The sequence below is a fragment of the Streptomyces sp. NBC_01363 genome (assembly GCF_026340595.1).
Lineage (GTDB): Bacteria > Actinomycetota > Actinomycetes > Streptomycetales > Streptomycetaceae > Streptomyces.
In genome coordinates, this window is sequence record NZ_JAPEPF010000001.1 from 5,940,802 (window position 1) to 5,967,677 (window position 26,876).

The following is a 26,876-nucleotide window of genomic DNA, read 5'->3' on the forward strand; positions in this document are numbered from 1 at the left end:
AGACCCTGACCAGGGCTTCCCGGGTGAACGCACAACAGTCAGCCGCTACGTCTGCCTGCTTCGGGAAGGCACGGTGACCACCCCTCCACCACTTGCGCTGCCAAAACCACGCCGGGCTCTGCGCTGGGTCATGACCCACCCCGAGCGCCTACGGTCCGAGGACGCCGTCGGCCTCAAGGAGATGCGAACGGCATGCCCCGAGCTCGATGCCACCGTCGAGCACGTCCGCGCCTTCGCCCGTCTCATGCACGAGCACCGCGGCCGAGATCTTTCCACCTGGATCGCGGGCATCAGTCAGGACGACCTCCCGCACCTGGGACAGTTTGCCGAGGGACTCCTGCGCGACCTCGATGCGGTCACCGCCAGCCTGTCCACTTCCTGGAGTTCTGGCCAAGTAGAAGGCCAGGTCACCAGGGTCAAACTCCTGAAGCGCGCCGGGTACGGCCGAGCCAAGCTCGACCTCCTCCGCACTCGCATCCTCCTACGAACCTGAACCAGGCCTGTCACAAGATCAGCGACAGAGCCCATGAATGTGCTCACCCAATTGCTGACTGATCCTCTGGGGCGTCCGGGGTCAGGTCGTACTCGTCGACGTCCAGAACCGCGCCAGTAGCAGAGAGGAAGTCCAGCACGTCGCGGTCGAGGTGCCAGCCGAAGAGGTTGGGGTGCTGGGAGGTATCCGGGCGGTCCGCTTCATCGGCGCACTCGTCATCGTTGAAGTAGCGCACGATTTCCAGCACCGCGGAGGGGCACTCCCCCTCTGGATCCAGCCGACGGACGAGCTCGGCGATGCGACCGGTGTGGGGCCGGAGCCGGTCCAGGATTTGGGTGACCTGTTCATCGACCCGAAGGCCCGGTGCTCGGCACACGATCTTCCAGCGGTGGCAGACCGGTCTGGGCGGTTCGGCCAGGCGGCTTGCCCGCACTGTTACCTCATCGGGTTCGATACCGAGCAAATCAGCCATCTCTCGCGCGGTGGTGCGCTCGCTGGACAGAGCGAAATACACGTACTGGTTCAGAGGCATCCGTAGAGAGTAGTTGTGCACATTCGTGGCTCTGGCAAGATTTTCGTTTGCGCCGTGAGGCGCTGTTGGTTCGCGTGGAGGTGGAAGACCTGCACCAACCCGCTGTCACAGCAGTGGGGTTGAAGCTGAGGGCAGCCTGATCCGGGTGATGCCGGGGAGGGTGAGAGCGGCCCTGACAAAGCCGGGACGTGTCCAGTACTGCCAGATGGGGCGGGCCCGGCAAGCGTGATGGAGAGGAGTACGCGAGGAACCGGCGTTTTACGTCTCTTAAAGTGCCTCCGGCTCGAACCTGGTGGATTGGGGCCGGTAGCGGTGCGTACTCGGGTCATCCTTTCGGGTGGTCTGACAACTCCTGGGCCGGTTTACGAAAGCTGGCCGGGAGGCCATGAGGAAAGCCTGCGGCGTACTCGTGGCGATGCCGCAGGGACACAGTCGGGTTCCTCCTTCATCGAGCGAATCACAGTGAACACGGGAACCGTCCCGAACCTCGCCCCCGCTACCTGTCTCCAACAGGCTCGCGCAGACGGCCCGGCCGCTCGGCATCGATCAACCAGAAGTACTCGTCGGCCCATTCGGTGGAGCCCCAACCAGCCCCTTGCCGCCCGGCGCGTAGATCGCATAGGGCTCGACGGCGGAGACGTCTCCGAACTTGCTGTCCTGGCCCTCTCTGTCAGCCTTGGGTGAGACATCCTGTTCTGCGGGGTTAGCCTGAGAGGGCACGACAGGGGAACCGTCCCTTATGCCCAGCACAGAGCCCGTCGGGTCCGACCCGGCGCCGAGGCCGAAGCGCCGCACTTTCACCTCGGAGTACAAGCTGCGGATCGTCGCCGAGTACGACGCCGCGCTCAGGAACGAGAAGGGTGCGGTCCTGCGCCGGGAACGGCTCTACCACTCGCATGTCAAGGAGTGGCGGGCCGCCCGGGACGCCGGGGCCCTGGAAAACCTGGTTGACCGCCGGACCAGCCCGGCCCGGGCGAAGAAGTCCGCCGCGGAGGTGGAGAACGAAAAGCTGCGGCAGCAGGTGGAGCGCTTGCAGAAGGACCTGGCACGGAACAAGGCCGCACTCGAGGTGATGGGAAAAGCCTCCGCGCTCTTGGAAATGATCTCCGAGAGCGCGGACTGAAGCCTGCCGCCGACCCTGTCGTGGACGAGGCGTTCACCGGCGTCGAGGTTCAGCTGGGCATCACGGCCGCCTGTCGGCTGACCGGCCGCTCCCGCGCCACGCACTACCGCCGGCTCCGGCCCCCGCCACCACGCAGAACACGTGCCCCACAGGTGCAGCCGTCGGCCCTGACGGCCGAAGAGCGGGCTGCGGTACTCGAGTTGATGAACGGCGACGAGTACGCCGAGCTGGCGCCCGCGCAGATCTGGGCCCGCGAGCTGGATGCCGGGCGCTATCACTGCTCCGTCTCGACGATGTACCGGATCCTGCGCGAGCAGGATCAGTCCGGTGAGCGCCGACGGCAGGCCACCCATCCCGCCAAGGCGGTGCCCGAGCTGGTCGCCACCGGGCCCTCACAGGTGTTCACCTGGGACATCACCAAGGCGGCCGGACCGGCCAAGAGCGTCTGGTATCACGCCTACGTGATCATCGACATCTTCAGCCGGTACATCGTCGGCCACACCGTCGAGCGAGCCGAATCAGCTGTGCGGGCCGAGGAGCTGATCCGCGAGACCATCGCCCGCAACGGCATCGTGCCCCAGACCGTGCACGCGGACCGCGGCACCTCGATGACGTCGAAGAAGGTGTCCCAACTACTGATCGCTCTGGGCGTGACGCGGTCGCACTCGAGGCCGAAGGTCTCCAACGACAACCCTTACAGCGAGGCTCAGTTCAAGACCACGAAGTACATGTCGGACTATCCCGAACGGTTCGATTCGCTGGCCCACGCCCGCGAGTGGTTCGACGCGTTCATCGCGTATTACAACCATGAGCACCGGCACTCGGGTATCGGCTGGCACACACCCGCCTCCGTCCACTTCGGGACTGCCGAGGAGGTCCGCGACCAGCGCGCGGTCACCCTCGCCGAGGCATACGCCCGTCACCCCGAACGCTTCGGCCGCCGCCCCAGACCACCCGAGATACCCCAGACAGCCTGGATCAACAACCCGGCCAAACGCAGGGAACCCACACCACAAACTTCATAGCGTCACGACCGTCTCACTGGACTTGAAATCTTCCGCCCCGGAGCTCAACCTCGCCCGGTACATCAAGGACGGCACCGTCACCGACCAGGACAACGGAGAGTAGGTAGACCGCGATGAGCATGTTCGGGGACGGCCTGGACCAGGCGGTGCAGAAGGCGTTCACCCGCCCCATCCCGAAGTCGGCCGGCGCGCAGATGCGGTACCTGGTCAAGCAGTACAAGGGCACCAAGGCGGTCGCCCAGATGCTGCGGGTCTCTCAGCGGACCGTCGAGCGGTACGTGAAGGACCAGTTCAAGAAGCCCCGCCCGGACCTCGCCGCCCGCATAGAGCGCGAGGTGAAGGCCCGATGGCAGCCGCAGATCCGGGCGAAGGCCCGCGAGCAGGCGGCGAGCACCGGCGGCATCGTCATCGACACCCGCGCCCGCCTCGGCTACACCGCCCCGATCGGGTCGACGGACCAGGACCGGATCCGGCACCTCACGGTGGCGCTGCCGCCGCAGTATGCCGCCCGCCTCTTCGACGCCCAGGAGCAGGGCGCCACCGACCAGCAGCTGCGGGAGATCGCTGCCGAAGCGCTCAAGGAGGTGTACTTCCAGGACGGCGGCCGCCGCGCCGGCAGCCTGGAGGAAGTCCGCTTCACGGACATCGAGCACCTGGAGTTCGACCTGTAGAGGCCACGCCCCGAACAGCCCGCGCGCCCCGGTGTGACTGAGCGCGATAGTTGGCCACTCCGGCGCTCAGTTTTTGCGCGGAGGCTGAGCCGTGACACGATAGTTGGAACTGGGCCACACCGATTGGAGCCGGAGCGCGTCGGCGCTGGAATCGATCTTGGGATTGAGTGCCATGGTCTTACCTCGGCATCGGTGCCGATCTTCTTGGAAGGTCCCCCTGGTGCAGGAGGAGCTTTCGCAGGGCCCCGCCACCGACTGACGCCCCGACGACCGACCTGAACCCGGCCGCAGGGCAGGCTGACGAGAAGCGGACGGCTGGGAGTGTCCGACGGATAGGGTTGACTACCCGTCGATCGATCACATGTGCTGGCAGCCCGGCCGGTCGCCGGGGAGAGCGGCGGAGGCTCCAGATGCAGGAAGACGTCATGACGGCCGGGACGGGGTTGCGGGTCTACCCCGAGCCTGCGGACGTGTTCGTCACCGACCAGGTCGAACTGGCAGGGCACCTGCACCCGTTGATCTCGATCGATCTCGCCGAGGTGGACCCGGCCTGGCACGGGTGGATCCACCTGGTCAGCCCACTGGAACCGGCGGAAGGTTACCTCGGCGACCACACCGAGGCCTTCCACTCACCTCTGCAGAGAACCAACTGGCTCGGGTTCTCGATGCAGGACGACCGCTACCGCCTACTCGGCGACCTGCGCTACTTCGCGCGGGCGACGACCCCCGAGGAACTGTCCGACCCCTGGCCCGGGTTCCGTACGCGGCTCGACGAGCACTGCGAACGCGAGGGACGCAGCTACCTGGCACACCGGGACGCCTTCCGCCGTGAGGGCATCCTGCTCATGCGTCACAACGACGGGTCCCCGTGGTATGACGGATCCAACGCCGTGGCACTGCTGGAGCAGCTCGGCGGCGACGCGGACCCTCACGACAACTGGGTCCAGCCTGATCTGTTCCACGTTGAGTACGACGACGACAGCGCGTGGCCGGTCAGTCCGGCCGGAAACCCGTTCCACTTTGTGGCGTCGGTGCCGGGCTGGCACTACCGACGCACGGGCGCCGACTCGATTCTGCTGTTCTTCGAGCCCGTCGAGCGGCTCGCGCTGCTGACCTTCGACTGGAGCTGAGGCACCGCCCAGGGGCGCGGGGAACTGCTGGTGGCAGTGGTTGGCGAGCCAGTGGTCCTCGGCGGCGTAGTCGAAGGAGAGCGATCTTCGGAAGCGGTTCCAACAAGAATGGCAACTGAGCGCTTGGTTCCAAGAAGCTTGGCAAATCAGTTCCAACAAGCGTGTCACCCACGCTGAGAACGGTCAGGTCAGCACGCCTTGGCGGTTCCAACTACCATGTCACGGCTCAGAGGCAGAACAGGGACCCGGCGCGGTGAATGCACCAATTTCGGGCGTACCCGGTCCGCTGCGGAGGTAGGAACGCGGAAGGCTGATCACCGGATCCTCCGTGAAGCCATCGGGGCCCCCTCCCGGGAACCGAACCCGGGAGATGCCGTGTTGATCAAATCGTTGCCGCACTGCGTACAACCACGTACAGCCCTCTCCTGTCCCACAGTCAGCCGCGAGGATGAACCTCCGGCCGGTGCGCCTACGCGTTCGGTCCAGGCTGCAGGGGAAAGGGCGAGCTCGAAGATGGGAAGACGATGTGGAAAGCGGTGATGGCCGGTGGAGCGGCGGTCGTGTTCACAGGGGTGGCGGCGGTGCCGGCTGGGGCGGCGGAGGGCGGGGTCTCCTTCACCCGGGTCTCGGTGAACGGCGGGAAGCCGATCGTGATCGGAGTCAAGGAGGAGGTCGAGGTGCATGCGGTCTTCCGGATGACGACCAAACTCAGATACGACTTCGGGCCGACGGTGTTCCCCTACCGGGGGAAGCCCGACACTGGGGACACCCTGCACAGCTCCATCATCACCAGCGACTGCAAGGTCGTGGACAGGGCGAAAGGAATCTGCGACTTCGAGGAATGGCTGTACATCGACCCGCAGAACCATGACTTCGGGAACGAGGACGCCGGCACCTGGCGAACTGCTGCTCGGGTCTTTCTCGCCGGCGACGCCCACGACACTGACGACAAGGACCTCCCGTTGCAGGTCAAGCGGGCCACACGCGTCACTGTCAACGCCTCGCCGGAGCCGGTCGCGAAAGGGAAGACGATCACCGTGACCGGGCGGGTCACACGCGCGAACTGGGACACCCACACGTACCAGGGGTACGCGGGCCGCACGGTCAGCCTGCAGTTCAAGGCGGCGGGCGCCTCCTCGTACACAACGGTCAAGAAAGCGACGTCGAGTAGAACGGGGGCGCTCAAGACCACGGTGAAGGCGACCGGGCCGGGGACATGGCGGTGGACGTACTACGGGAACTCCACTTCCGGGGCGAAGTCGTCGACCGGGGATCACGTCGCCGTGCGGTAGACGACGTGCGCGGACCACCTCCTCTTCCAGAAGCGTTGTCATCCGGACCAGCCGGACCGGGGTACCTCGTCGACATGTGGCCGACCTCGCAGAAGTCGGAACTCCATGTGCTCAAGCAAGTCCGATCCCCTGGGCTGGCTCACCTAACACCGCTCTGAAGTCCGCTCCCTGCGAGCGATGTGCGCGGCGCAGAACCCTGAGCGCGCTACTTGGCCAGGCTGGCCAAGTAGCGCGCTCAGTCACACCCGGATGTGACTGATTCCCAATGATTCTTGTCAACCAGCGAGCCGTAAGGTGCGGCCCATGGACTCGTTGATCTCTGCCGTCCGCGAACAGGACGAAGCTGCCCGTTTTCTCGCTTGGCCGGGTGACTTCGACCTGGACCGAGGCGACCATGTCGAGGAAGTCCACCTAGCCTCGGGCGCCGCGCTCGAGGGTTTCGCCGGCGACGGCGCTGGGGGCACGTACTTCTTCTGCGGTGAAGGCGGCGAGGAACGTCCAATCCTTTATGCCGACTCCGAAGGAGGTGCGGCTCTGGTTGCGATCGGCCTGCCCGAGCTCCTGCGGCTGCTGCTGGTCGCCCCGTGGTGGCGCGACTGCCAAGCGTTCACAGACGAGGAAAGTCGCGAACTCGCGGCCGAGTACCTGGAGGACATGCCGGACCTCGTGGCCCGAAGAGAGCGTGCCGCCGCAGCCCTCGGCCTCGACCTTCCGGACCAAGCAGACGTCCTGGCTCGCTTGCGGGAGGCGGCTGTTCGGGTGGGAGAGAACTTCGTCCTCATCTTCACGCCGGAGGGTTGCCCCTACGAGCCTCTCATCAGGAACTGAGACGCACCGCGGCAGCAGGCAGCACGTGACGTCCCAAGACAACAGGGATCAGCCCACGGCGAGACCGCGCTGAGGTGGCTGGGCCTCAAAAGTTCGCTGATCGCGTATGAGGGCCCACAGCACGTCGAGGCGTCGGCTGGCGAGGGCGAGGATCGCCTGTTTGTGGCTCTTGCCCTCGGCTCGCTTGCGGTCGTAGAAGGCCTTGGACGTGGGGCAGAAGCGCGCGGCGATCTGGGCGGAGAGGTAGAACACACGCAAGAGCCGGCGGTGGTAGCGGTGTGGTCGACGCATGTTGCCGCTGATCCGGCCTGAGTCCCGTGGGACCGGTGCGAGACCGGCGACTCCGGCGAGGCGCCCCGCACTGCCGAAGGCGTCCATGTCCCCGCCGGTGCAGGCGATGAACTCCGCCCCCAGCAACGGGCCCATTCCGGGCATGCTGACGATCACTTCCGCGTCGCGATGTTCACGGAAGCGGGCCGCGATCTGCAGGTCGATGCCGGTGATCTCCTCGTCCAGCGCCAGCACGGCCTTGGCCAGGGTGCGGACCACAGCTGCAGCTGTGGTCTCCCCGACGACAGCTGTGTGCTGGGCCTGTGCCGCGGCGACGGCTGCGTCCGCCAGGGCCTGGGTGCCACGCACCTTGCGGTTCTTCAACCAGCACGACAGCCGGTTCGTACCGATCCGGCGCAGGGCCGCCGGCGTCTGGTAGCCGGTCAGCAGGACGAGGGCACCCTTGGATGCGGCGTAGTCGAACGCCCTCTCCAGAGCGGGGAAGTACTCCAGCAGCTGGGCCCGCAGTCGGTTGATGGCCCGGGTGCGGTCGGCTGCCAGGTCATAGCGGCGAGCGGTGAGGATCTTCAGGTCCACCGCAATCTCGTCCCAGTCCTGCAAAGGCTGCAGGTCACGGCGCATCCGTGCCTGGTCGGCGATGACGTAGGCGTCCTTGGCGTCGGTCTTGCCGTCGCCTCGGTAGCTGCGGGAGGCGTGGTGAACGGTGCGGCCAGGGATATAGAGAAGCCGTTGGCCATGACTGGTGAGCAATGCGATCAGCAGGGCGGCTCCGCCCGCGTTCAGGTCAACAGCCCAAGTCACCGGCTCATCCTCAGCCAGTGCGAGGACGTCGCCTATCAGCTCCAGCAGCTCAGCCTCGTTGTTCGGTACTCGGCGCGAGAGCACCTTCGTCCCGTCCGTGTCGATTACCGTGCAGTGATGCGCGGCCTTGCCGGCATCCGTCCCCGCCCAGAGCTCGGGCACCCGAGCCTCCCTCGTCGATCGGTTGATGGCCCTGCAGACGACCACGCCGACGTGTCCTTACGAAGCGATCTTTGTTCGCTCATCCCAATGAGTGGCCGTGTCGTCGCGGGGCACTGGGCGGCCTATCAGTCAAAGCCACACGTTCGGCATGAGCGCTTTCAGCCACACCCAGGCCCCTGGGTCTCCCGATCGTACGAAGGACCGGAATCAACCCGCCAACAAGGTAAGGAGCGCTCTATCTGGCGGGTGAGCGTTTGCCTCCCTTGTTCTGCGGGAGGGAGTGAGCCCTTTGTATGGTTCACCCGCTGGCGGGGGGCCCGCTACCGCAGAGACAACGCCAGGGTGACCCGCATGTCGCCCTCGGCCAGGACGTCAAGGACTTCGGCGAACAGGTCGTACGGCTGACCGTTCAGCTTCGGGGCGTCGGCATCATTCGGCGGCGGAATGGTCCTCGCGGTCCCATTTCCACCTCCAGAACGCGGAGAGACGGTGGTCGTGCTCGAAGCCGGGGCGGGAGAGCGGGCCTACCCGTTCGATCGCCTCCCCGGTGCGCGGGTGGTCCCGCCGTAGGAGACCGTAGGCGGCGTTGAGCCGCGTCCCGAAGTCGTCCTCGTCGAGCAGGGCCACAAGAGCGTCGGCGACCGCCGCAGTACGGTCCACGCTGTCCGCGAGAGCCTCCGCGGTACAGGCGCGCACATCGGCCATCGGATCCCGGAGCAGCCCGACAATAACGTCCGTGAAGTCGGGGCTGCCGTCGTGGGCCGCGATCAGTGCCCGACCGGCTCCGGCACGAACTCCCCAATCCTCGTCCCCGGCGAGCGATAGCAGGGCAGCGCAAGCCGCCGCGTCGAGGGGAGGGGGCGGGGTACTCGAGCTGAGCAGGAGGTCGGGGACCTGGGCACGGACACGCGGGTCCGGGTGGCCGGCGTGCCGCAGTCCCGCGGCCTTCGATTTCCGGTGCTCCATCTCGCTCAGGACGCGGAGCACCTCGGCGAGGACGCCGGGGTCGTCCTCCCCATCTGTCGCCCAGGCGACGAGCAGTTCCGCCGTCTCCTTCTCGTAGGAGTTCCGCCAACTCGACGGCAACAAGAGGTACCAGTGGAGGACGTCGAGGACGAACCGGCGGTGCGCCGGATCCGGGTTGTGGCGGTACGCCGTGACGGCCGACCACGTCTCCTTGCTGCGGCGTTCACTGAGGACCCACCGGGCGGACGACCAGTCGACATGGTCCGGGTCGCGCCGTGCCACGGCCCTGGCCACTAGCTCGTCCACGGGCGTCAGAATGCGGAAGGCCCATTCCAGGTTTGTGAGGATCGCGCCGTGCCCGCCGCGGACCGTTAGGCCACCGAGCGTCAGCTGCGAAACGTGGTTGTACTCGTCGTCCAGTACCAGGGACTGACGCACGGGGCCGGACCCACCCGTCCTGCCGCGGAGTTCGTCCTCCGCGCTCCGCTCGTACCAGTGCCGGGCCAGGGCGAGCAGCTGTTCCCTTCCGGCCTCCGAGAGGCGCAGCCGGGGCTCCCTGCCCAGCACGGCTTCCGTCACCGCTGGAGAGCCGCCGTCGATTGCCCGTATCAGCGGAGTCGTTCCGTCCGGCAGCTTCCGGTCCGGATCCGCGCCACCCTCGACAAGTGCCTCCGCGACGGCAACGTCATAGGCGGCGACCGCCAGGCACAGCACCGGCAGGCCGTCGTCCGTGACCGTGTCCGGGACCGCTCCGCCCTCCAGCAACGCGGTCACGGCATCTGCGTCCCCTCGCCGGACCGCCGCTACGAGCTGTGTATCGTCCATGTTCCGCTGAGCCCCCGTCTCGGAATGAATCGTCGGCCGATGGGCCCGACCCAGGTGACGGTAGTCGGCGGGGCTACGCCGAGGCCCGTCCATGAGGTCGCCGTCGAACGATGGCCCGAAGTCCGGGCCATCACGAGGAACCACGCCTACCACCTCATGAGCGCTTCAGGCGGCGGGTGAGCGGCTGAGCTGGCGGGGCTGAATGTTTGAGTTGGCGGATATCCAGCCACCGCGTCCCTTCGCCGCAGGTAGGCATCTGCGGCGAAGGGACGCCCAGCCGTAGGGTGCATCGGTCCAATGGGGTTGCATGTCAGGTCGGCTGGCCGCGCGTGAGCGCCCCCGTAACAGGCGCCTTCTATGTTGAAGGTGCCTTCAGTACAGGACCGAGAGCAAGGGCGGCCACATGAACGGCAATGAGGGAGGTCTCCCGGCGCCTGCTCGAGATGAGCACGGAGCGACTGGGAGAGATGGATGCCGCTGGCATCGACTACTCGCTGCTGTCGCTGACCGCACCCGGGGTTCAGGGGGAAACCGACCCACGCCGCGCCGTCACCCGCGCCATGCAGGTCAACGACGAGCTGGCCGAGATCGTCGCCGTCAATCCCACCCGCTACGGCGGATTCGCCACCCTGCCCCTGCAGGACCCGGCCGCGGCCGCGACCGAGCTGGAACGCTGCGTGACCCAACTCGGATTTCACGGGGCGATGGTCAACGGCTACACCAACATCGGCGACGCCGACACCGGCTGGTACTACGACCACGAACGCTTCCTACCGTTCTGGGAGCGCGTCGAGGCACTCGGCGTGCCGGTCTACCTGCACCCGCGCGATCCCCTCCCCGGCAACCAGGGAATCTACGAGGGCCATCCCGAACTGTTCGGCGCCGTGTGGACCTTCACCGTCGAGACCTCCACCCACGCACTGCGCCTGATGACCAGCGGCCTGTTCGACCGATTCCCCCGACTCACGGTCATCCTCGGCCATCTGGGTGAAACCCTGCCGTTCAACATCTGGCGCATCGACCACCGCGCGTCCTACATGGGCGACCTGCGCAAGTTCGAGAAGCCGCTGACCCACTACCTGCTCTACAACTTCTACGTCACGACCAGCGGCAACTTCCACACCCAGACGCTTAACGCGACCCTGGCCGAGATGGGCGTCGACCGCGTGCTGTTCTCCAGCGACTACCCCTACGAATCCATGCGCGAGGCGGCCGACTGGTTCGACAACGCTGCCATCAACGAGAACGACCGCGCCAAGATCGGCCACACCAACGCCAGGCGCCTCTTCCCCGGTCTGCCGGAGCGGATCGGCAGGCCCGCGGCCACCGCGCGAGTCTGACGACGGCGCGTCTCGCACAGCCGATAGCCGTTGGACCACGCCTCGGAGCGCGGTCCAACCGTGCTCAGCGTGATCGATTGAGCAACGGCTTCTGCAATGCCCAGCCCCGCCAACTCGGGCGCTCACCCGCCAGGTGAAGCAGTCACACCGGACCAATTGGTCCGGGGCGCGCTCGCGTATCCGCGGGGGTCGGATGTGCCCAACGACGCTGCAGTGCACCAGTCACCCGCTGGGCACCCGGTGCCGGTCCAATGCGGGCGAAGCCGTCTGCCCGCTGCTCCCGCCCGCCTACGATGCGCTCGTGCGGAACACGAAGGCGTTCAAAGAAGCAGTTGCCCAGACGCTCGCTGAGCTGGCCCACCGAGGGGTGACCCTCGCGCCGGCGACAGTGGCGGACACCATCGAGAAGAACATCAGTACCGTGTCCGAGCGGCTCGGCATCCAAGTACGTTCCGCCTGGCGCTACTTCGATGCCTCCGCCATGGCCGACAGCCTCGCGAGGAGCGTGCAGTCCTACGAGGAGAGCAGCTCCGAGAAAGGGGTGGGAGAGGCGCCGATGCCGCCGCTCGACAACCCCGAACTCGCGCTGGTCCTCGCTGGTGTGCCGGACTCCCTGGCCCAGACTGGCGGCGACCTGTACGCGGTCATCATCAACGTGGCGGTCAACGCCTGGATGGCCGGCCACATCCACGGCGAGGACGGCTGCACCGGATGCGACGGCAGCCGCGGCCCGGCCGGACACGACTGGGAAGCCCGGATGCGCACCATCACCGAGATGCAGCCGAACATCACCAAGTGGTTCGACCGCGACGTGTGGACCGCCGCCGTCAACGACAGCGGCTTCACCGTCACCCGCCGCTGACCCGCTGCTCAGTTCTCACCGAAGCCCTGGTCGAAGCCGTTGAGTAGGGGGTCGAGTTCGGCGGCGGCGCCGCACAGAGAGCAGAGCCGGGTGCCGGGGTGCTGCGCTGCGTCCAGCGCCCGGTCCAGGGTGAGGACCGGGGCACCGGCCGGTGCTTCCTCGCAGTCGACGGCGTGGACGACACCCTGACCGGGCCCGCGCCCGCCGACCTTCGCCAGCACCCAGCCAGGCGGGCGGCGCGGCCCCAGCGCCTGCTGGACGAGCGAGGGCGGCTCCAGGTACTCGGTGGGCACGGCGTCGTACGAGACGCCGCCGACGGGCCGTACGTGTTCCGGCGCGCGCACCCAGACCCGGTACTCGGCAGGCTCCACGGAGTCCCCGGGCCCGTTTCGGTACGACGGGAGGCCGACCTCGTACAGCCAGCCGTCGGGCGCCTGGCGCCGGGACCACAGGTGGGCGACGACCTCCTGGTCCCCGGGCAGCAGCACCCGGATGGGCACCGGCACTGGCTCGGGGGCGGAGGACGTCGTCATGCCCCCACCGTACGGACGGACGCCGGGACGCCGACGCCCGGCGCGATCTGCGCGGACACCGGTCTCCGTCCACAGGCTCCCCATGGCCGACTGGTCGCATGAGCGATGACGAGCAGCAGCAGCCGGCCCCGCGCCGCGGCAAGGTCCTGGAAGCCCTCGCGCGGGCGGAGCGGAAGGTGTTCACCCGGCCCGCACCGAAATCCGCAAAGGCACAGGTGAAATTCCTTCCCACGCGGGCGAAGGGGTCGACCAAGGCCTTGGCGGAGCGTCTGGGCACCTCACGCCGCACGGTGGAGCGCTACCGCGTCGGGAAGCTGACGGCCCCGCAGAAGCGCCTCCAGGCCGCCCTGGTGGAGGAGACGGAATCCGAGTGGCAACCGCAGGTCAGAGCACAGGCACGTGAACAGGCAGGTGGAGGTGACCGCCTACTTCGGATTCACGTGCACGGGCAGCTCGGACGACGGCCGCGAACGCAGCATCACCACGGCGATCTCACCCACCTACGCGAAGCAGATCCTCGAACTCCAGGAGGCCGGTGCGACGGAGGACGACCTGCATCCGATCGTCGCTGAGGCCATCGCCGAGTCGTATTTCACAGAATGGGGCACACGTGCCGCTGGCCTGCGCGCGGATTTTACACACGTCTCGGACTCTGCTGCGCAATTCGCTGCGGGGGTGAGGTCGGGTCCGTGATGATCGTTCTTGAGGTCGCTTCTCTGTCGTGCGGCCGTGGAGGCGGTACGGATGTCGATGCGGCCGGTGGGGCTGCCGGAGATCCCGGAACAGACCGTGGCGGTGGCGCGGGCGGCGTTCCCGAAGGGAAGCCTGGCGATACGGGTGCGGGACCGCCTTGCGGAAGTCTTCGTCGCCGAGCCGTTCGCGGGGGCATTCGGGGTGCGTGGGGCTCCGGGGCTGTCGCCGGGGGTGTTGTCGCTGGTGACGGTGTTGCAGTTCGCCGAGGACCTCACTGATCGACAGGCTGTGGCGATGGCGGTGCGGGCCATCGACTGGAAGTACGCGCTTGGGGCGGAGCTGACGGACACCGGCTTCGATGCCAGCGTGTTGTCCAGGTTCCGGGCCCGGCTCGCGGACAACGGCATGGAGCGGGTGGTCTTCGACCGGCTCCTTGAGCACTGCAAGGACGCCGGGCTGGTGGTGGCCGGGGGCAAGCAGCGCACCGATTCCACCCATGTGATCAGTGCGGTGCGGGACTTGAACCGGCTGGAGCTGGCCGGGGAGAGCGTGCGGGCGGCGCTGGAGGCTCTGGCGGTCGCGGCGCCGATCTGGCTGGCCGGACAGATCGACGTGCCGGAGTTCGCCGAGCGGTACGGACCGAGGACCGACGGCTGGCGGATGCCGTCCTCACAGGCCAAACGCGACCGCCTCGCCCAGGTCTTCGGCCAGGACGCCCTCGCCCTGTGCCGGGCGGCCTGGGCCGAGGACGCCCCGGTGTGGATCCATGAGGTCGAGGCGGTGCATCTGCTGCGGCAGGTCCTGGTGCAGACCTACATCATCCGGTCCGATGCCCGGGGACGGCAGGTGATCAGGAAGCGGGACGCCGACGACGGCGTCCCGCCCGGTCAACTCCGCCTGGCCTCCCCCTACGACGCGGACGCACGCTGGGCGGCCAAGGGCGATGACCTGTTCTGGATGGGCTACAAGATCCACCTCACCGAAACGTGCGGCACACTCCCCAACGCCGACGCCGACGCCGACGCCGACGCCGACGCCGACGCCGACGCCGGGTCCGGGGCCGGGAGGATGCCGAATCTGATCACCGACGTGCACACCACCGACGCGACCGTGCCCGACGTGAAGGCGACCGCTCCCATCCAGCAGAGCCTCGCGGAGCACGGCGTGAAACCGGCCGAGCACTACCTCGACTCCGGCTACCCGTCGGCCGACCTGATCACCAAGGCCACGCAGGACGGTATCCGCATGGTCACTCCGGTCCTTCTGGACCACTCCGCGCAGGCCAAGGCGGCCGAAGGCTTCGACAAGAACGCCTTCACCATCAACTGGAAGACCCGCCAGGTCCGCTGCCCCGCCGGGAGGATCAGCTCCCACTGGAACCCCGTCCAGCAACACGGCACAGACGCCATCGTGGTCACCTTCAGCGTCCTGACCTGCCGCGACTGCCCCTTCCAGAAGCAGTGCACCACCTCGAAGACCGGCCGTCGCATGCTCACCCTCAGGCCCGAAGAACTCCACGACAACCTCGCCAGGGCCCGCGCCGAGCAGAAGACCGACACCTGGAAGAACAAGTACGCCCTCCGGGCCGGCGTCGAGGGCACCATCAACCAGGCCCTCGACATCACCGGCATCCGCCGGGCCCGCTACCGCGGCCTACCGAAAGTCCGCCTCCAACACGCCTTCTCCGCCACCGCGCTCAACGTGATCCGGCTCGACGCCCATTGGACCACCGGGCCACTCGACCGCGCCCGCCACAGCAGGCTCGAACGACTCAGCTACCAACTCTCCGCCTGACGAATTACGCAGCAGAGTCGTCTCGTTAATAGAATTCCGGTTCTGACCCGGCCGAATTCCGGGCCTGCTATAAACCATATTTGAGCCGAAGCACGATAGTTGTCACAAACGCAGGTCTGTTGTCACCAAGATCGCCGGGCGCGAAGTGCATGCTTGCCGACAGGCGCCTTCACGGACTCTGCTGCGCAATTCCTGGGTCAGGCTGTGAGTCGGTAGGCGAGGCGTTCGAGCCGGCTGCTGCGGGTGTGATGCTGGTCGTGTCCGGTCCAGTGGGCGTCGAGTCTGATCACGTTGAGTGCGGTGGCGGAGAAGGCGTGTTGGAGGCGGACTTTCGGTAGCCCGCGGTAGCGGGCCCGGCGTATGCCGGTGATGTCGAGGGCTTGATTGATAGTGCCTTCCACACCCGCTCGCAGGGCGTACTTGGCCTTCCACGTCTCGGTCTTCTGCTCGGCGCGGGCCTGGGTGAGGGCTTCTTCTGGCTCTCTGGGGCGCAGGGTGAGCATGCGGCGGCCTTTCGCGGAGCTGGTGCATTGGTCGCGGAAGGGGCAGGGGCGGCAGGTGCGGACGCCGAAGGTGATGACGATCGCGTCCGTTCCGTGCTGTTTCACGGGGTTCCAGTGCGCGCTGGTCTTGCCGGCGGGGCAGCGGACCTGGCGGGCCCTCCAGTCGATGATGAAGGCGCTCTTGTCGAAGCCGGCGTGGGCCTTGGCCTGGGCGGAATGATCCAGCAGAACCGGGGTGACCATACGGGTGCCCTGTTTCAGCGCGGCGGCGATGAGGTCGGCGGATGGATAGCCGGAGTCGAGGTAGTGCTCGGCGGGCCTGATGCCGTGCTCGGCCAGGCGCTGTTGGACCGGGGCGGTCGCTTTCACATCGGGCACGGTGGCATCGGTGGTGCACACGTCCGTGATCAGATTCGGTGCCGCCCGGACACCGGCTTCGGCTTCGGCTTCGGCTTCGGCTTCGGTGGGAGTGTCGCAGGTCTCGGTGAGATGGACCTTGTAGCCCATCCAGAACAGGCCCTCGCCCTTGGCCGCCCAGCGTGCGTCCGCGTCGTAGGGGGAGGCGAGGCGGCGATGACCGGGCGGGACACCCTCGTCGTCGGCGGCCCGCTTCTTGATCACCTCCCGTCCCCTGGTGTCGGTGCTCAGGTAGTACGTCTGGACGAGGATCTGCCGCAGGATCTGTACGGACTCGATCTCACGGATCCATGGGGGTGTGCCGGGTGACCAGGCCGCCCGGCACAACGCCAGCGCGTCCTGGCCGAAGACCTGCGCGAGCCGGTCGCGTTTCGTCTGCGAGGCGGGCATGCGCCAGCCGTCCACCCGCGGCCCGTACCGGTGAGCGAACTCGGCGACATCGACCTGCCCGGCCAGCCACGACGGCGCCGCGACAGCCAGGGCCTCCAGCGCCGCCCGCACACTCTCCCCGGCCAGCTCGAGGCGGTTCAAGTCCCGCACCGCACTGATCACATGGGTGGAATCGGTCCGCTGCCTGCCCCCGGCCGCGACCAGCCCCTCCTCCACGCAGTACTCAAGGAGACGGTCGAAGACCACCCGTTCCATGCCGTTGTCGGACAGGCGGGAACGGAACCGGCTCAGCACACTGGCATCGAAGCCGGTGTCCGTCAGCTCCGCCCCGAGCGCGTACTTCCAGTCGATCGCCCGCACCGCCATCGCCGCGGCCTGCCGATCGGTCAGATCCTCGGCGAACTGCAACACCGTGACCAGGCACAACACCCCCGGAGACAAACCCGGAGCCCCACGCACCCCGAACGCCGACGCGAACGGCTCGTCCGCGAAAACCTCCGCGAGCCGGTCTCGCACCCGTATCGCCAGGCTCCCCTGCGGGAACGCCGCCCGCGCCACCATCACGGTCTGCTCCGGGACTTCCGGCAGCCCCTCCGGCCGCATCGACATCCACACCACCCCCACGGCCGCACGACAGGACAACGACCGTACAGACGATCATCCCGTGCCCACCTTCACCCCCGCACGGAATTGCGCAGCAGAGTCTTCACGGTGGTCAAAGCCCCGGAGTGGGTCCCGGGAACTGTTACGCCTGGTGGGCCCGTGACGGGTCTGTAGTGTGCGGCAATGACAAGAAGCGAGCGGCTCGCGGAGCAGTTGGACTGGTACTGGCGCAAGAACCTGCGGCCACGGCTGGACGGTCTTACCGACGAGGAGTACTTCTGGGAGCCGGTGCGCGGCTGCTGGAGCATCCGCCCACGTGGCACGTCGGCCGCATCGATGTCGGCAGGTTCGGGGAAGTGGACGATGGACTCCGCGTCCCCTGACCCGGTGCCGGCACCGGTGACCACGATTGCCTGGCGGCTGGCGCACATCATCGTTTCGTGCCTGGGCTATAGGGTCGGATGGCACTTCGGTGGCCAGGACGTCGACTCCCAGACATTCGCCTACGCGGGGACCGCTGACGAGGCGCTAAAACTGCTCGATGAGATGTATAGGAGATGGAACGCGGGGGTCCGCGGGCTCTCGGACGCTGACCTGGAGAATCCGCCCACGGTGGGTCCCGAGCGGTTTCCCATGGAGGGCATCGTCCTGCACGTCAACAGGGAGCTGGTCCATCACGGCGCCGAGATTTCCCTGCTGCGCGACCTCTACCGCTGGCAGGACGGAGCCGTGCCGCACCGAATATGACTTTCGGTAACCAGCGATCGAGCTTCGGAAACTTACGTGGACTCCGTGACGCTCCATGGCTGCTGCCGCCGAGAGGCCTCACGATCTTTAACCGCCTGACCGCTGTCGTCCAATCGAGGCGTTTGACAGCGAACGCAGTCGATGAGGCTTCCTTGTCAGCCAACCCAGTCGTGCGGAGTGAACACGCTGGGGGTGCTGGATGTCGTTCCGGTGGTCGGGGTGGATCTTGCAGAGCCGTACGTTGAGCTGCCGTACGTGGATGCTGTACGCGAGCGGAGGCGGCGTCCGCTGCTGGACTGTGTGACGGCCCGCTTTGAGGAGGGCACGGGCGGAGGCGGCGATCACCGGGTTAGTCTCGCCTCGGACACACGATTCCGGGCTCGTCCTAGGCCGAGCCCGACTCTCAAGCACCGACCCCGGGGGATCCCATGCAGCAGCACTACGTCCGGCCTGACGGTCTACCTCCGGTCAACGGGTACAGCCATGCGGTCTCGTTCAGCGGCAGCATGGTCGCCGTCTCCGGTCAAGTGCCGCTGGACGGGCAGGGACAGCTTGTCGGACTGGACGACCCGGAGGCTCAGGTCAGGCAGGTTTTCGAGAACCTCAAGACGGCTCTCGCTGCGGCTGGCGCAGGCATGGAGCAGGTCGTCAAGCTGACGTTCTACTTGACTGATCTCGCGGACCTGGAGGCCCTCAGGCGGGTGCGCGACGAGTACATCTCGCTGGAGAAGCCGCCTGCCAGTTCGCTGGTGCGAGTCAGCGGCCTGGTGAACCGGCGTTCCGGGTCGAGATCGATGCGCTGGCTGCAGTCTGAGCGGGCGACGCTCGGCCGCTCGTTCACGGAGTAAATCGTGCTCAGCTCGCCAGCCACGGCGCTCACCAGCCAGCTGCGCGGTCGCACGTCAGCCCGTCGCAGGTGGTGCCAATAAGAGTGGCCAGGTTCCAACTATCGTGTGAAGATAGTCCGCCCCGGTCAGGCAGCTCTGCCCGACTAACTTCATTGGCAACGGACACCGCCGTTCTGCGCAGGTAGAAGGCCCTGGCATCCCGGGCGAGCGCCACGCCAGGGCCTTCTAGTGCTGCACCGCGTTGATTCGTTGAGGGTCATGCGGCCTTGAGCGGTGTGCCGTCGTGCGTCCAGCGGTAGGGCTTGGCGGTCGTGTTGTGCCGGATGGCGAACGAGCTGGCCACCACGGCGACTCGCACCTCGGGCCCGTGGACGCGGGGATGCCCAGGGCGTGGTGCGTCCCGTGGATCTGCCGCCGTGCTGCGTCAAATCGAGCCAGGCCCCGCGGTCAGGGGTTGGGGTAGGTCGTGCCGGGGGGCGGAGATTTGAGTGTGCGGAGGTAGGTGTCGATCGCTTGTGCCGGGAGGGGTGATTGGCACTTGCGGTAGAGCCAGTGGTCCACTGCGTCGAGGACGGCGAGCCTGCCCTTCGGGAAGGCACGTGCCATGCGCTGTGCGCCCGGCAGCGGGGTCGCCAGGTCGTGCTTGGCGTTCACCACCAGGACCGGCGGGAGCTTGCCCGGGGCCTGGGCCGGCTGTCGTTCGGGCGCCTCGGCACCGCGGCCGGACCGACCATCATGGACCCGGCCGGCCGCACGATGTACTTCCTCGTCCCGCCCGGCACCACCCGGACATGGACCGTTCCCCAGACCACGGCCCTGGGCGAAACCACCCACGTCGTCCTCCCACCCGACCACAAACAGGCACCACCCGGCCCCTACTGGCTACTGACCCCCCGCCGGCCGCTCACCAGTACCAGCGCCCTGCAGCAGGCACTCACCGCAGTCCAGGGACCACGCACCAACGCCCCGCCCGACGAACCCCATGATTTAGCACGGCTGACCTTCGGCCAGGCACAGGGATGGAACTGCGCCCTGTGCGGAGCACAGCTCCTCGCCGACCGGTCGCTCGGGGTGTTCACACACGACCGGGGCCTCCTCACCGAGCCGACCGAGCTGTGGGCCTGCGCCCCCGCGTGCCGAAACCCCCGGGGCAGATGAGCTGCGTGCTTTCCACGCCGAACACCGCGGCGGGTGCTTGCTGTACGAAGCGACGATGAGGTTCCTCGATCGCGAGGGTGCAAGCCGCAGCCGGGACTGCGACCGCAGTAGACGACGCACGGGTCAGGTGACGTTGTCCGGGGCGAGGTCGGGGCGCAGCCGGTGCCAGGAAGGGTGCCGAAGCAGTCCCGCTCTCGTTCTGGCCGCGTAGCGGACTTCTCCGACCAGGCGTGGCAGTACCCACCGCGCTCCGGTCACGCCTGGCGCTGTCTCGAAGGGGCACTGGTCGATCGCGGCGACGTGGAGCAGTTCGGCGAGGGTGGTGCGTTCGGTGTCGCTCCATCCGGTGCCGACGCTGCCCACGTACCGCAGGCCGCCTTCATGTGCTTCTCCTACCAGCAGGGCGCCGGGCAGGCCGGCGAGCCGGCCACGGCCGGGCACCCATCCGCCCACGATCACATCGACGGTCCGGACGTGCCGGATCTTGATCCACGCGCGGGACCGGACCCCGGGCTCGTATACAGAGGTGAGCCGCTTCGCGATCAGGCCTTCCAGTCCGGCGGTCCGGGTCATCTCCAGTGCCTGCTTGCCGTGCCCGACGACCGCTGCGGGCGTCGACCAGTGCTGCCCGTCCAGTCCCAGGTCCTGTAGGAGGGAACGCCGCTCGGTGTACGGAAGCCCGGTCAGGCCGCGGCCGTCCAGGTACACGGCATCAAACAGAACGAGGTGGGCGGGCACCAGCTGGGCCATGCGGGAGGCCCTTGCCGCCGAGGCCAGGCCCATGCGGGACTGCAGCCGCTCGAAGTCGCTGCGCCCTTCACGGTCGAGTGCGAAGATCTCGCCGTCCAGGACCGCGGGCTGTCCGAGCACGGACCCGAGTGCCGCGAGCTCCGGGTAGGAGGTGGTGATGTCCGCCCCGGACCGGGACCGCAGTGTCACCGTCCCGTCGCCCGGCAGGTAGACCATGGCCCGCTGCCCGTCCTGCTTCACTTCGAACGCCCACCGGTCCTCCACGGCCGCGGGCGGCAGACTGCCCGGTGTCGCGAGCATCGGACCGATCCGCGGCAAACCCACCATGAACATCCCGCCCGGGCGCCAGCTCAGGACGCGCTGCGCTTCCTCGCGGCCGTGGTCTTCTTCGCCGTGCGCTTCTTCCCGGCCGCGGTCCTCTTCTCGGTGCTCTTCCCGGCCGGGGCGGCTTTCTTCTTGGCCGTGGTCTTCTTGCGTGGCTGCATCGTGTGCACGGTGGCGTCCTGGTCCTGGCCGTGCTTGCCGCGGCTCTCTCTGGCCGCCTTGACGGAGGCGTTCAGGGCGGCCATCAGGTCGACGACCGGGCGCGGTGTTCTACGGAGGGCATGACCTCGCGGTGGGCCGCGCCGTAGGAGCGGAGCTTGTCGGTGACGATCACCCTCGGCACCGAGCAGGTCTTCTTGAGCAGTTTGCGGAAGAACCGCCTGGCCGCAGCGGTGTCCCGCCGGTTCTGGACCAAAATGTCGAGCACGTTGCCATCGGCGTCGACGGCCCGCCACAGGTACTTCAGCTCACCGTTGATCCTGAGGAAGACCTCGTCCAGGTGCCACTTGTCGCCCGGCTGCACACGCCGGCGGCGCAGGCCGTTGGCGTAGGCCTGCCCGAACTTCGTACACCAGCGGCGGACCGTCTCGTGGGAGACGAGCACGCCGCGCTCGAGCATCAGCTCCTCGACCTCGCGGAACGACAGCGGGAAACGGAAGTACAGCCACACCCAGTGCGCGATGATCTCCACCGGGTACCGGTGCCCCTTGTACGACGGCGGCGCGCTGTTCACGGACGACCCCTCCCAGCACGACCAACCAGAAGATCCTCCCAGGCCGGTCAGTCAACGTGACAGTGCCTTCGCATGCTTGTTTACCCGTCCGGCGCCGACGCCCTGCGCTTCCTCGCCGCCCGCCTGAAGGAACACCGCCGCGCTCTCGGCACCCGATGGCGGCGCCTGAGCGCCGGCCGACAGGCCCTGCTCACCCTCGCCCACCTCCGCAACAGCCAGCCCTATGCCCAGCTCGCGGCCGGTTTCGGGATCGGCAGTGGTGGGGGAGCGGCATGCGGGCGTACGGCGCCGCGCCCCCGATGCTGTTCACTGGCGCTTCCTCACGAACTGCGACGGCGGGGCCGGGAAGGTCCTGTCGCTGGAACCTGAGCTGTACGCGGGTACCGGCATCACTCCGCTGAACCCCACCTGACCCCCTACCCGGGGCGAGGCGCCGCGGTAGGTCCCGGTTCAGTCCAGACGGTCGTATGCGCCCGGTTCCCAGTCGGCGAACAGCGTCAGTTCCTGTGCTGTCTCGGTACGTTCCGGCGCTGTGGAGGTGGGCGGCCACCAGTTCTCCACCTGATGAGCGTCCACGAGGACGAAGTCCCGGTATCCGTCGAAGTCGCCGGGGTCGTCTGCCACGCCGATGTGGACGGGCGCGTCATCGGGCAGGTCCTTGAGTGCGTCGCGAAGCTGCGAGGCATTCCAGACCTGCGGGGTGTGCTCGAAGACGTCGGTCATGGGCACAGAGTGCCGGACCGGACCGCGTTGCCGGTGGAGACACGGCTACGACCGGGGCCAGAGGTCGAACTCGGGCCAGGCGGGTGACCGTACGGTGACGCCTTGGCGGACCGTGAGGTCGATACGCCTGTGACGGAACGAAGACGTCGTGGAGGGCCGCCTGTGACTCGGTGCGGGATACAAATATTTCCGACCGCATGCACCGCGTTATTCCTGGGGGAACACCGTGAAGTACACCCGCGTCACTGCTCTTGCCGCCGTCGGCGTCGCCGCCGCCCTCTCGCTCACCGCCTGTGGCAGCGACGGCTCCGGGAAGGACTCGTCCTCCAAGGGCTCCTCGTCCTCGTCCTCGTCTTCTTCGTCTTCGGACGGTGGCTCGAAGTTGCAGGGCGGCCCGGGCTCCGGCGGCTCGGAGGCCGGCAACGCGAAGTCGGGCTCCGGTGAGGACACCGAGGCGAAGGCAGCCGCGAACGGCACGATGAAGACCGGCGGCAAGGTCACGTTCTGCAAGACGCAGGACCTGGCCATCGACGCCATGGACGCCGCGCCCGACGAGGACTCCGGCAGGATCGACATCACCATGATCAACCGGGGTTCGACCACCTGCTCGGCGACGGGCTTCGCCGGCGTCGACATCAAGGACGCCGACAACACCTCGAACCCCATCGAGCGCGGCCACGCCCAGCCGCGTATCACCACCCTGAAGCCCGGTGACGCCGCTGTCTTCGACCTCGCCTACGACATCGACAACACCGGCGACAGCCTCGCGTCCCCGACCAACATCCTGGTGACGCCCCCGAACGAGACCCACACCGTGAACCTGAAGTGGCCCGCGGGCGCGGGGGACATCAAGGGCGCCTACACCGACGTTCAGGTCTACCCCACACACACGACCAAGTAGGCGGTGGGTTCGCGACCTGCGCCCGGAGGAGATGTGACCCGCGCGACGGGGTGCGGGTCTGGGGCGAGGGTGGCTCGCTCCAGACCTGATCGTGCCCGTTTTGTAGGGTTTCGGCGCGCCACTCGCATCCGAAATTCGAACAGACGGTGTGCCACGAACGCTGAGAGGAGCTTTATCAGGGCCCCGGGGAGAGTCCTGTTCGCCCGGCTTGATCACGCGTCGGTGTGGCAGGGTCAGGTCCGGTTCAGGATCAGAGTTCAGCTGGTGGCAGGCCCAGGTGGTCGTGCAGTGCCCGGCGGCCGACGGGTGTCACGAGGAGGGCGCGGCTGGTTCCGATGCGCGTCATCCACCCGGTGGCAAGTGCGTGGGCGGACAGGGCGGCGCCCACCGCGCCGGCCAGGTGGGGACGGCGCTCGGTCCAGTCGAGGCAGGCGCGCACCGGTGGCCGGCGTGAGCCGACGGGCACCGTGATGCCGACCTCGGCAAGCCAGAGGGCGCCCTTGCCGGTCAGGCCCGGCTCGGGCCCCCACTCCAGGAGTCCGTGTTCGACCATCGCGTCGGTGATAGCCAGCGCGGTGGTTCCGGCCAGGTGGTCGTAGCACAGCCGGGCGCGGGCCAGTGCCTGCTGCCGGCCGGAGGCCGACAGCGAGCGTGGCCGGGGGCTGTGCTTCGGGGCCAGCGCGGCAAGGCTCTCGATCAGTTCGATCACTCTGCGGTCGGCCACCCGTACGTAGCGGTGGCGTCCGTGCCGCTCCTCGACGAGGAGCCCGCCGTTTACGAGCAGGTTCAGGTGCGAGGTCGCAGTGGACGGCGCGACTCCGGCATAGCGCGCGAGCTCGTTCGCCGTCCAGGCCCGGCCGTCGAGCAGCGCGAGGCAGAAGGCGGCCCGGGTGCCGTCGGCCAGCAGTCTGGCCACGCCCGCCAGGTCCACACCCACATCCTGGCCTGCGCGCTGAATGTCCACGGTGCCCATTGTCGCCGACGTCCCTTCGACGTCCGTCGAAGCGTCCCCGTTCTAGCGTCGGCCCGTGCGCCGGGCTCACCGGCCCCGCACCCGCATCCGCTCACGTACTGGAGCAACCATGCCTGCGTCCGACACTGCCGTCACCGCCTCCCACCAGCCCAAACCCCAGACGGACTGGGTGCTCACCGACGCCCCCAACCCGGAGGACGCCGCGGCAATCTCCGGCGCGCTGGACCGCTTCAACATCGAACACACGGGAATCGCCGACCGCAGACCTCTGGCCGTCCTGGTCCGTGATCCCGAAACGCGCCAGGTGGTCGGCGGACTGACCGGGCGTACCTCGCTCGGGCTGTTCTTCCTCGACCTCTTCTACCTGCCGCCCCGGCTGCGTGGTAGCGGGCTGGGAACAGAGCTACTCCGGCAGGCCGAGGACGAGGCTCGTGCCCGTGGCTGCCGCACGGCCGTGCTCTACACCATCACCTTCCAGGCCCCCGGCTTCTACCAGAAACACGGGTGGAAGCGGCTCGGAGAGGTGCCCTGCGATCCGCCAGGCACCAGCCGCGTCTTCATGACCAAAGAACTCACCGCACCGACCGGTGAACCAGTCCGGTCCCGGTAAGGTCGCCGTGCTCGTTGCACCATCATCTGATCCGTCCGCTCTGCACCTGCCACAGGCCGCGTCCGGGGCGTCACGGCCCGAGGCGGTGGTGCCGTCCGGTCTGCTCGCCGCACTGGCCCAGGTGCCAGATCCGAGGAATCCGCGCGGCGTGCGGTTCCGGCTGGCAACGCTGCTCGCGGTCGGCGTATGTGCACTCACCAGCGCCGGACACAACTCCCTAACCGCCATTGCCGAGTGGGTACGCCGCTGCGACCAGGATGTACTGGCCCGGCTGGGCTGCCCCTTCGACCCCTTTACCGGCCGGTTCAAGGCTCCGGGCGAGCGCACCCTGCGCGACGTATTTGCCCGCGTCGACCCCGCGCTACTCACCGCCGCCGGTTTCACCAGACTCACCACACTCCAGGCCCGCCCGATATCCGCAACAACCCCGGACGGGACCGTAGAGCGCGAACAGCGCCGCGCCCACCACACCGCCCAGCACGAGACGGACCCGCCGCAACCACGTCGTACGGCCTTCGCCGTGGACGGCAAATGCCTACGCGGAGCTGTCCGTGCGGACGGCAGCCGCGTCTTCGTCCTGTCCGCAGTGCGCCACCACGATGCGTTGACCGCCGCTCTACGCGAGATCGGTGCGAAGACGAACGAGATCCCCGAGTTCGCTCCGCTGCTGGACACCCTCGATGATCAGGATCTGGCCGGCTCCGTCGTCACCGTCGACGCCCTGCATGCCCAGACGAGTCACGCTCGCTACCTTGTCGAGGACCGCCAGGCCCACTACCTGCTGTCGGTGAAGAACAACCAGCCCACCCTGGCCCGTCAGTTGACCAAACTGCCCTGGAAGCAGGTACCGGTCCTCGATCAGTCCCGCGACCGCGGGCACGGCCGGGAGGAGGTCCGCGAGGCGAAGGTGGTGAGCGTGGACGGACTGCTGTTCCCCCATGCCCGCCAGGTTGTTCGCATCCACCGCAAACGCCGCCGAATCGGGACATCGAAGTGGCAGACCGAGACTGTCTACGCCGTCACCGATCTCGCGACCCATCAGGCGTCTCCCGCTGAGATCGCTGCATGGGCGCGCGGCCACTGGATCATCGAGAACACCGTCCACTGGACGAAAGACGTGACCTTCGCCGAAGACGCCAGTCAGATCCGCCGGCATCGCACCCCCGCCGTCATGAGCGCCCTGCGCGATCTTGCCCGCGCCACCCTCCGCCGCTCCGGATGGGCCAACATCGCCAGCGGCCGGCGAGCCCACACGCACCCCGCAGCCACGCTCACCCTCCACGGGATTCCATGATCAAACCGGGCGAACGCGACTCTCCCCGGGGCCCTGGGAGCTTTATGTAGGCGAAGTTCTGAAAGCGGTGCTGTGCAAGAGATGAAGGTATGGCCCTTTCGGAGCCGCCCTGCGGGGGGGAGGCTTCAAACCGCCACATGCTGCGTTGGCTAAAGACCGTCGTGGTGAGCGATGTGGAAAAGGCGTCCAAGAGGCGTCAGGTGGGGAACAGGAAGACGAACGCAAGTGAACCACTGTAGAAGTGTCGTTATCGAATTAAGCGGCATCAAAACCGGGAGTTATCGTTTGGCGCCCGGGATAAGTCTGGCGGAAACCCGTTTACTGGCCAGGCGGTGTCCGGCACGAAGGTGGCGTGAGCCTGTTCTGCTGCTCTTGCATGGAACGTGGGAAGGCGTGTCTTGATACGGCGTCCCAAATAGGGGCGCGAGAGGGAGCTCTCCAAGCGGATGAACCGCGAGGAGCTGAGTACCGTCGCGAGACACGCTGGCGGACCGGCCCGTAGTAGTGCTGAAGCCCCTGTAACGGGGGTGGAGCGAAGGGG

At 67.6% G+C, this 26,876-nt stretch carries 26 protein-coding genes and 4 pseudogenes; 19 read left to right on the forward strand and 11 right to left on the reverse strand.

Annotated features, from left to right (window positions below; all coding sequences use genetic code 11):
* Positions 1 to 73: 73 nt before the first annotated feature.
* Positions 74 to 493: a transposase gene (locus OG611_RS27125; RefSeq protein WP_266424981.1), complete on the forward strand. Its 420-nt coding sequence runs from the start codon at positions 74 to 76 to the stop codon at positions 491 to 493.
* Positions 494 to 536: 43 nt separating this feature from the next.
* Here OG611_RS27125 and OG611_RS27130 read toward each other — a convergent pair whose 3' ends face one another.
* Positions 537 to 1,025 (reverse strand): DUF4279 domain-containing protein, encoded by a 489-nt coding sequence (locus tag OG611_RS27130; protein ID WP_266424984.1) that lies wholly within the window; start codon positions 1,023 to 1,025, stop codon positions 537 to 539.
* A 739-nt stretch (positions 1,026 to 1,764) separates the two neighbouring features.
* Here OG611_RS27130 and OG611_RS27135 point away from each other — a divergent pair.
* From OG611_RS27135 to OG611_RS27160, 6 genes are all read left to right on the forward strand, one after another.
* The gene (locus OG611_RS27135) at positions 1,765 to 2,148 is read left to right on the forward strand and encodes a hypothetical protein (RefSeq protein WP_266424390.1); all 384 of its coding nucleotides are present in this window, start codon (positions 1,765 to 1,767) and stop codon (positions 2,146 to 2,148) included.
* Positions 2,149 to 2,168: 20 nt separating this feature from the next.
* On the forward strand, positions 2,169 to 3,173 hold the full coding sequence (locus OG611_RS27140; protein WP_266424986.1) for an IS3 family transposase: 1,005 nt from the start codon (positions 2,169 to 2,171) through the stop codon (positions 3,171 to 3,173).
* 113 nt (positions 3,174 to 3,286) lie between these two features.
* Complete coding sequence (locus tag OG611_RS27145; protein ID WP_266424989.1) at positions 3,287 to 3,844, forward strand: XRE family transcriptional regulator; 558 nt, start codon at positions 3,287 to 3,289, stop codon at positions 3,842 to 3,844.
* A 410-nt stretch (positions 3,845 to 4,254) separates the two neighbouring features.
* Entirely contained in the window at positions 4,255 to 4,974 is a 720-nt protein-coding gene (locus OG611_RS27150; RefSeq protein ID WP_266424991.1) for a hypothetical protein, read from the forward strand.
* A 539-nt stretch (positions 4,975 to 5,513) separates the two neighbouring features.
* Positions 5,514 to 6,266, forward strand: coding sequence for a hypothetical protein (locus OG611_RS27155; RefSeq protein ID WP_266424994.1), 753 nt, complete (start codon positions 5,514 to 5,516; stop codon positions 6,264 to 6,266).
* Positions 6,267 to 6,569: 303 nt separating this feature from the next.
* Complete coding sequence (locus OG611_RS27160) at positions 6,570 to 7,094, forward strand: hypothetical protein (RefSeq protein ID WP_266424997.1); 525 nt, start codon at positions 6,570 to 6,572, stop codon at positions 7,092 to 7,094.
* A 48-nt stretch (positions 7,095 to 7,142) separates the two neighbouring features.
* Here the strand turns inward: OG611_RS27160 and OG611_RS27165 are convergent, their stop codons facing one another.
* Both OG611_RS27165 and OG611_RS27170 read right to left on the reverse strand, forming a co-directional pair.
* Complete coding sequence (locus OG611_RS27165) at positions 7,143 to 8,348, reverse strand: IS110 family transposase (RefSeq protein ID WP_266425000.1); 1,206 nt, start codon at positions 8,346 to 8,348, stop codon at positions 7,143 to 7,145.
* 429 nt (positions 8,349 to 8,777) lie between these two features.
* A complete protein-coding gene (locus tag OG611_RS27170) occupies positions 8,778 to 10,139 on the reverse strand; it encodes a HEAT repeat domain-containing protein (RefSeq protein ID WP_323180240.1) in 1,362 nt (453 codons plus the stop codon).
* Positions 10,140 to 10,582: 443 nt separating this feature from the next.
* Here OG611_RS27170 and OG611_RS27175 point away from each other — a divergent pair, with 443 nt between their 5' ends.
* Both OG611_RS27175 and OG611_RS27180 read left to right on the forward strand, forming a co-directional pair.
* The gene (locus OG611_RS27175) at positions 10,583 to 11,479 is read left to right on the forward strand and encodes an amidohydrolase family protein (protein ID WP_266425006.1); all 897 of its coding nucleotides are present in this window, start codon (positions 10,583 to 10,585) and stop codon (positions 11,477 to 11,479) included.
* A gap of 301 nt (positions 11,480 to 11,780) precedes the next feature.
* Complete coding sequence (locus OG611_RS27180; protein WP_266425009.1) at positions 11,781 to 12,341, forward strand: hypothetical protein; 561 nt, start codon at positions 11,781 to 11,783, stop codon at positions 12,339 to 12,341.
* A gap of 8 nt (positions 12,342 to 12,349) precedes the next feature.
* On the opposite strand, the gene OG611_RS27185 is transcribed toward OG611_RS27180, so the two are convergent.
* The gene (locus tag OG611_RS27185; RefSeq protein ID WP_266425012.1) at positions 12,350 to 12,874 is read right to left on the reverse strand and encodes a DUF6233 domain-containing protein; all 525 of its coding nucleotides are present in this window, start codon (positions 12,872 to 12,874) and stop codon (positions 12,350 to 12,352) included.
* Between the two features lie 98 nt (positions 12,875 to 12,972).
* Here OG611_RS27185 and OG611_RS27190 point away from each other — a divergent pair.
* Positions 12,973 to 13,567, forward strand: a pseudogene (locus OG611_RS27190) (terminal protein).
* Between the two features lie 51 nt (positions 13,568 to 13,618).
* Positions 13,619 to 15,361, forward strand: coding sequence for an IS1182 family transposase (locus OG611_RS27195; RefSeq protein WP_266425015.1), 1,743 nt, complete (start codon positions 13,619 to 13,621; stop codon positions 15,359 to 15,361).
* 197 nt (positions 15,362 to 15,558) lie between these two features.
* On the opposite strand, the gene OG611_RS27200 is transcribed toward OG611_RS27195, so the two are convergent.
* The gene (locus tag OG611_RS27200; protein ID WP_266422212.1) at positions 15,559 to 17,280 is read right to left on the reverse strand and encodes an IS1182 family transposase; all 1,722 of its coding nucleotides are present in this window, start codon (positions 17,278 to 17,280) and stop codon (positions 15,559 to 15,561) included.
* 177 nt (positions 17,281 to 17,457) lie between these two features.
* Between OG611_RS27200 and OG611_RS27205 the strand changes: the two genes are divergently transcribed.
* On the forward strand, positions 17,458 to 18,021 hold the full coding sequence (locus OG611_RS27205; protein WP_266425018.1) for a DinB family protein: 564 nt from the start codon (positions 17,458 to 17,460) through the stop codon (positions 18,019 to 18,021).
* A gap of 428 nt (positions 18,022 to 18,449) precedes the next feature.
* Positions 18,450 to 18,835, forward strand: a pseudogene (locus OG611_RS27210) (RidA family protein).
* A 481-nt stretch (positions 18,836 to 19,316) separates the two neighbouring features.
* Here OG611_RS27210 and OG611_RS27215 read toward each other — a convergent pair.
* Positions 19,317 to 19,523: an alpha/beta hydrolase gene (locus tag OG611_RS27215; RefSeq protein ID WP_266425020.1), complete on the reverse strand. Its 207-nt coding sequence runs from the start codon at positions 19,521 to 19,523 to the stop codon at positions 19,317 to 19,319.
* On the opposite strand from OG611_RS27215, the gene OG611_RS27220 reads away from it, so the two are divergent.
* A complete protein-coding gene (locus OG611_RS27220; RefSeq protein WP_266425023.1) occupies positions 19,509 to 20,027 on the forward strand; it encodes a hypothetical protein in 519 nt (172 codons plus the stop codon). The two genes, OG611_RS27215 and OG611_RS27220, sit on opposite strands and share 15 nt — an antisense overlap.
* A 123-nt stretch (positions 20,028 to 20,150) precedes the next feature.
* On the opposite strand, the gene ligD is transcribed toward OG611_RS27220, so the two are convergent.
* From ligD to OG611_RS27235, 3 genes and pseudogenes are all read right to left on the reverse strand, one after another.
* Positions 20,151 to 21,104 (reverse strand): non-homologous end-joining DNA ligase, encoded by a 954-nt coding sequence (gene ligD, locus OG611_RS27225; protein WP_266425026.1) that lies wholly within the window; start codon positions 21,102 to 21,104, stop codon positions 20,151 to 20,153.
* A gap of 23 nt (positions 21,105 to 21,127) precedes the next feature.
* Positions 21,128 to 21,346: a hypothetical protein gene (locus tag OG611_RS27230; RefSeq protein ID WP_266425029.1), complete on the reverse strand. Its 219-nt coding sequence runs from the start codon at positions 21,344 to 21,346 to the stop codon at positions 21,128 to 21,130.
* Positions 21,347 to 21,360: 14 nt separating this feature from the next.
* Positions 21,361 to 21,834: pseudogene (locus OG611_RS27235) on the reverse strand (IS6 family transposase); the annotation flags it as partial.
* 72 nt (positions 21,835 to 21,906) lie between these two features.
* Here OG611_RS27235 and OG611_RS27240 point away from each other — a divergent pair.
* Together OG611_RS27240 and OG611_RS27245 are read left to right on the forward strand one after the other, a co-directional pair.
* A pseudogene (locus OG611_RS27240) lies at positions 21,907 to 22,092 on the forward strand (transposase family protein); the annotation flags it as partial.
* A 1-nt stretch (position 22,093) separates the two neighbouring features.
* On the forward strand, positions 22,094 to 22,246 hold the full coding sequence (locus OG611_RS27245) for a hypothetical protein (protein WP_266426330.1): 153 nt from the start codon (positions 22,094 to 22,096) through the stop codon (positions 22,244 to 22,246).
* Positions 22,247 to 22,284: 38 nt separating this feature from the next.
* Here OG611_RS27245 and OG611_RS27250 read toward each other — a convergent pair whose 3' ends face one another.
* A complete protein-coding gene (locus OG611_RS27250; protein ID WP_266425032.1) occupies positions 22,285 to 22,557 on the reverse strand; it encodes a DUF6225 family protein in 273 nt (90 codons plus the stop codon).
* A 226-nt stretch (positions 22,558 to 22,783) separates the two neighbouring features.
* Between OG611_RS27250 and OG611_RS27255 the strand changes: the two genes are divergently transcribed.
* On the forward strand, positions 22,784 to 23,458 hold the full coding sequence (locus OG611_RS27255; RefSeq protein ID WP_266425034.1) for a DUF4232 domain-containing protein: 675 nt from the start codon (positions 22,784 to 22,786) through the stop codon (positions 23,456 to 23,458).
* Positions 23,459 to 23,708: 250 nt separating this feature from the next.
* Here OG611_RS27255 and OG611_RS27260 read toward each other — a convergent pair whose 3' ends face one another.
* Entirely contained in the window at positions 23,709 to 24,431 is a 723-nt protein-coding gene (locus OG611_RS27260) for a helix-turn-helix transcriptional regulator (RefSeq protein ID WP_266423503.1), read from the reverse strand.
* 109 nt (positions 24,432 to 24,540) lie between these two features.
* Between OG611_RS27260 and OG611_RS27265 the strand changes: the two genes are divergently transcribed.
* The gene (locus OG611_RS27265) at positions 24,541 to 25,041 is read left to right on the forward strand and encodes a GNAT family N-acetyltransferase (RefSeq protein WP_266423501.1); all 501 of its coding nucleotides are present in this window, start codon (positions 24,541 to 24,543) and stop codon (positions 25,039 to 25,041) included.
* A 40-nt stretch (positions 25,042 to 25,081) separates the two neighbouring features.
* Complete coding sequence (locus tag OG611_RS27270) at positions 25,082 to 26,335, forward strand: ISAs1 family transposase (RefSeq protein ID WP_323180269.1); 1,254 nt, start codon at positions 25,082 to 25,084, stop codon at positions 26,333 to 26,335.
* The last annotated feature ends 541 nt before the right edge of the window (positions 26,336 to 26,876 follow it).

Excerpts from the sequence above, each read along its gene's own strand:
- OG611_RS27130 (WP_266424984.1), bottom strand. The coding sequence starts at position 1,025 with ATGCCTCTGAACCAGTACGTGTATTTCGCTCTGTCCAGCGAGCGCACC.
- OG611_RS27135 (WP_266424390.1), top strand. The coding sequence starts at position 1,765 with ATGCCCAGCACAGAGCCCGTCGGGTCCGACCCGGCGCCGAGGCCGAAG.
- OG611_RS27145 (WP_266424989.1), top strand. The coding sequence starts at position 3,287 with ATGAGCATGTTCGGGGACGGCCTGGACCAGGCGGTGCAGAAGGCGTTC.
- OG611_RS27150 (WP_266424991.1), top strand. The coding sequence starts at position 4,255 with ATGCAGGAAGACGTCATGACGGCCGGGACGGGGTTGCGGGTCTACCCC.
- OG611_RS27155 (WP_266424994.1), top strand. The coding sequence starts at position 5,514 with ATGGCCGGTGGAGCGGCGGTCGTGTTCACAGGGGTGGCGGCGGTGCCG.
- OG611_RS27160 (WP_266424997.1), top strand. The coding sequence starts at position 6,570 with ATGGACTCGTTGATCTCTGCCGTCCGCGAACAGGACGAAGCTGCCCGT.
- OG611_RS27170 (WP_323180240.1), bottom strand. The coding sequence starts at position 10,139 with ATGGACGATACACAGCTCGTAGCGGCGGTCCGGCGAGGGGACGCAGAT.
- OG611_RS27175 (WP_266425006.1), top strand. The coding sequence starts at position 10,583 with ATGAGCACGGAGCGACTGGGAGAGATGGATGCCGCTGGCATCGACTAC.
- OG611_RS27185 (WP_266425012.1), bottom strand. The coding sequence starts at position 12,874 with ATGACGACGTCCTCCGCCCCCGAGCCAGTGCCGGTGCCCATCCGGGTG.
- OG611_RS27195 (WP_266425015.1), top strand. The coding sequence starts at position 13,619 with ATGTCGATGCGGCCGGTGGGGCTGCCGGAGATCCCGGAACAGACCGTG.
- OG611_RS27200 (WP_266422212.1), bottom strand. The coding sequence starts at position 17,280 with ATGTCGATGCGGCCGGAGGGGCTGCCGGAAGTCCCGGAGCAGACCGTG.
- OG611_RS27205 (WP_266425018.1), top strand. The coding sequence starts at position 17,458 with ATGACAAGAAGCGAGCGGCTCGCGGAGCAGTTGGACTGGTACTGGCGC.
- ligD (WP_266425026.1), bottom strand. The coding sequence starts at position 21,104 with ATGGTGGGTTTGCCGCGGATCGGTCCGATGCTCGCGACACCGGGCAGT.
- OG611_RS27230 (WP_266425029.1), bottom strand. The coding sequence starts at position 21,346 with ATGGCCGCCCTGAACGCCTCCGTCAAGGCGGCCAGAGAGAGCCGCGGC.
- OG611_RS27250 (WP_266425032.1), bottom strand. The coding sequence starts at position 22,557 with ATGACCGACGTCTTCGAGCACACCCCGCAGGTCTGGAATGCCTCGCAG.
- OG611_RS27260 (WP_266423503.1), bottom strand. The coding sequence starts at position 24,431 with ATGGGCACCGTGGACATTCAGCGCGCAGGCCAGGATGTGGGTGTGGAC.
- OG611_RS27265 (WP_266423501.1), top strand. The coding sequence starts at position 24,541 with ATGCCTGCGTCCGACACTGCCGTCACCGCCTCCCACCAGCCCAAACCC.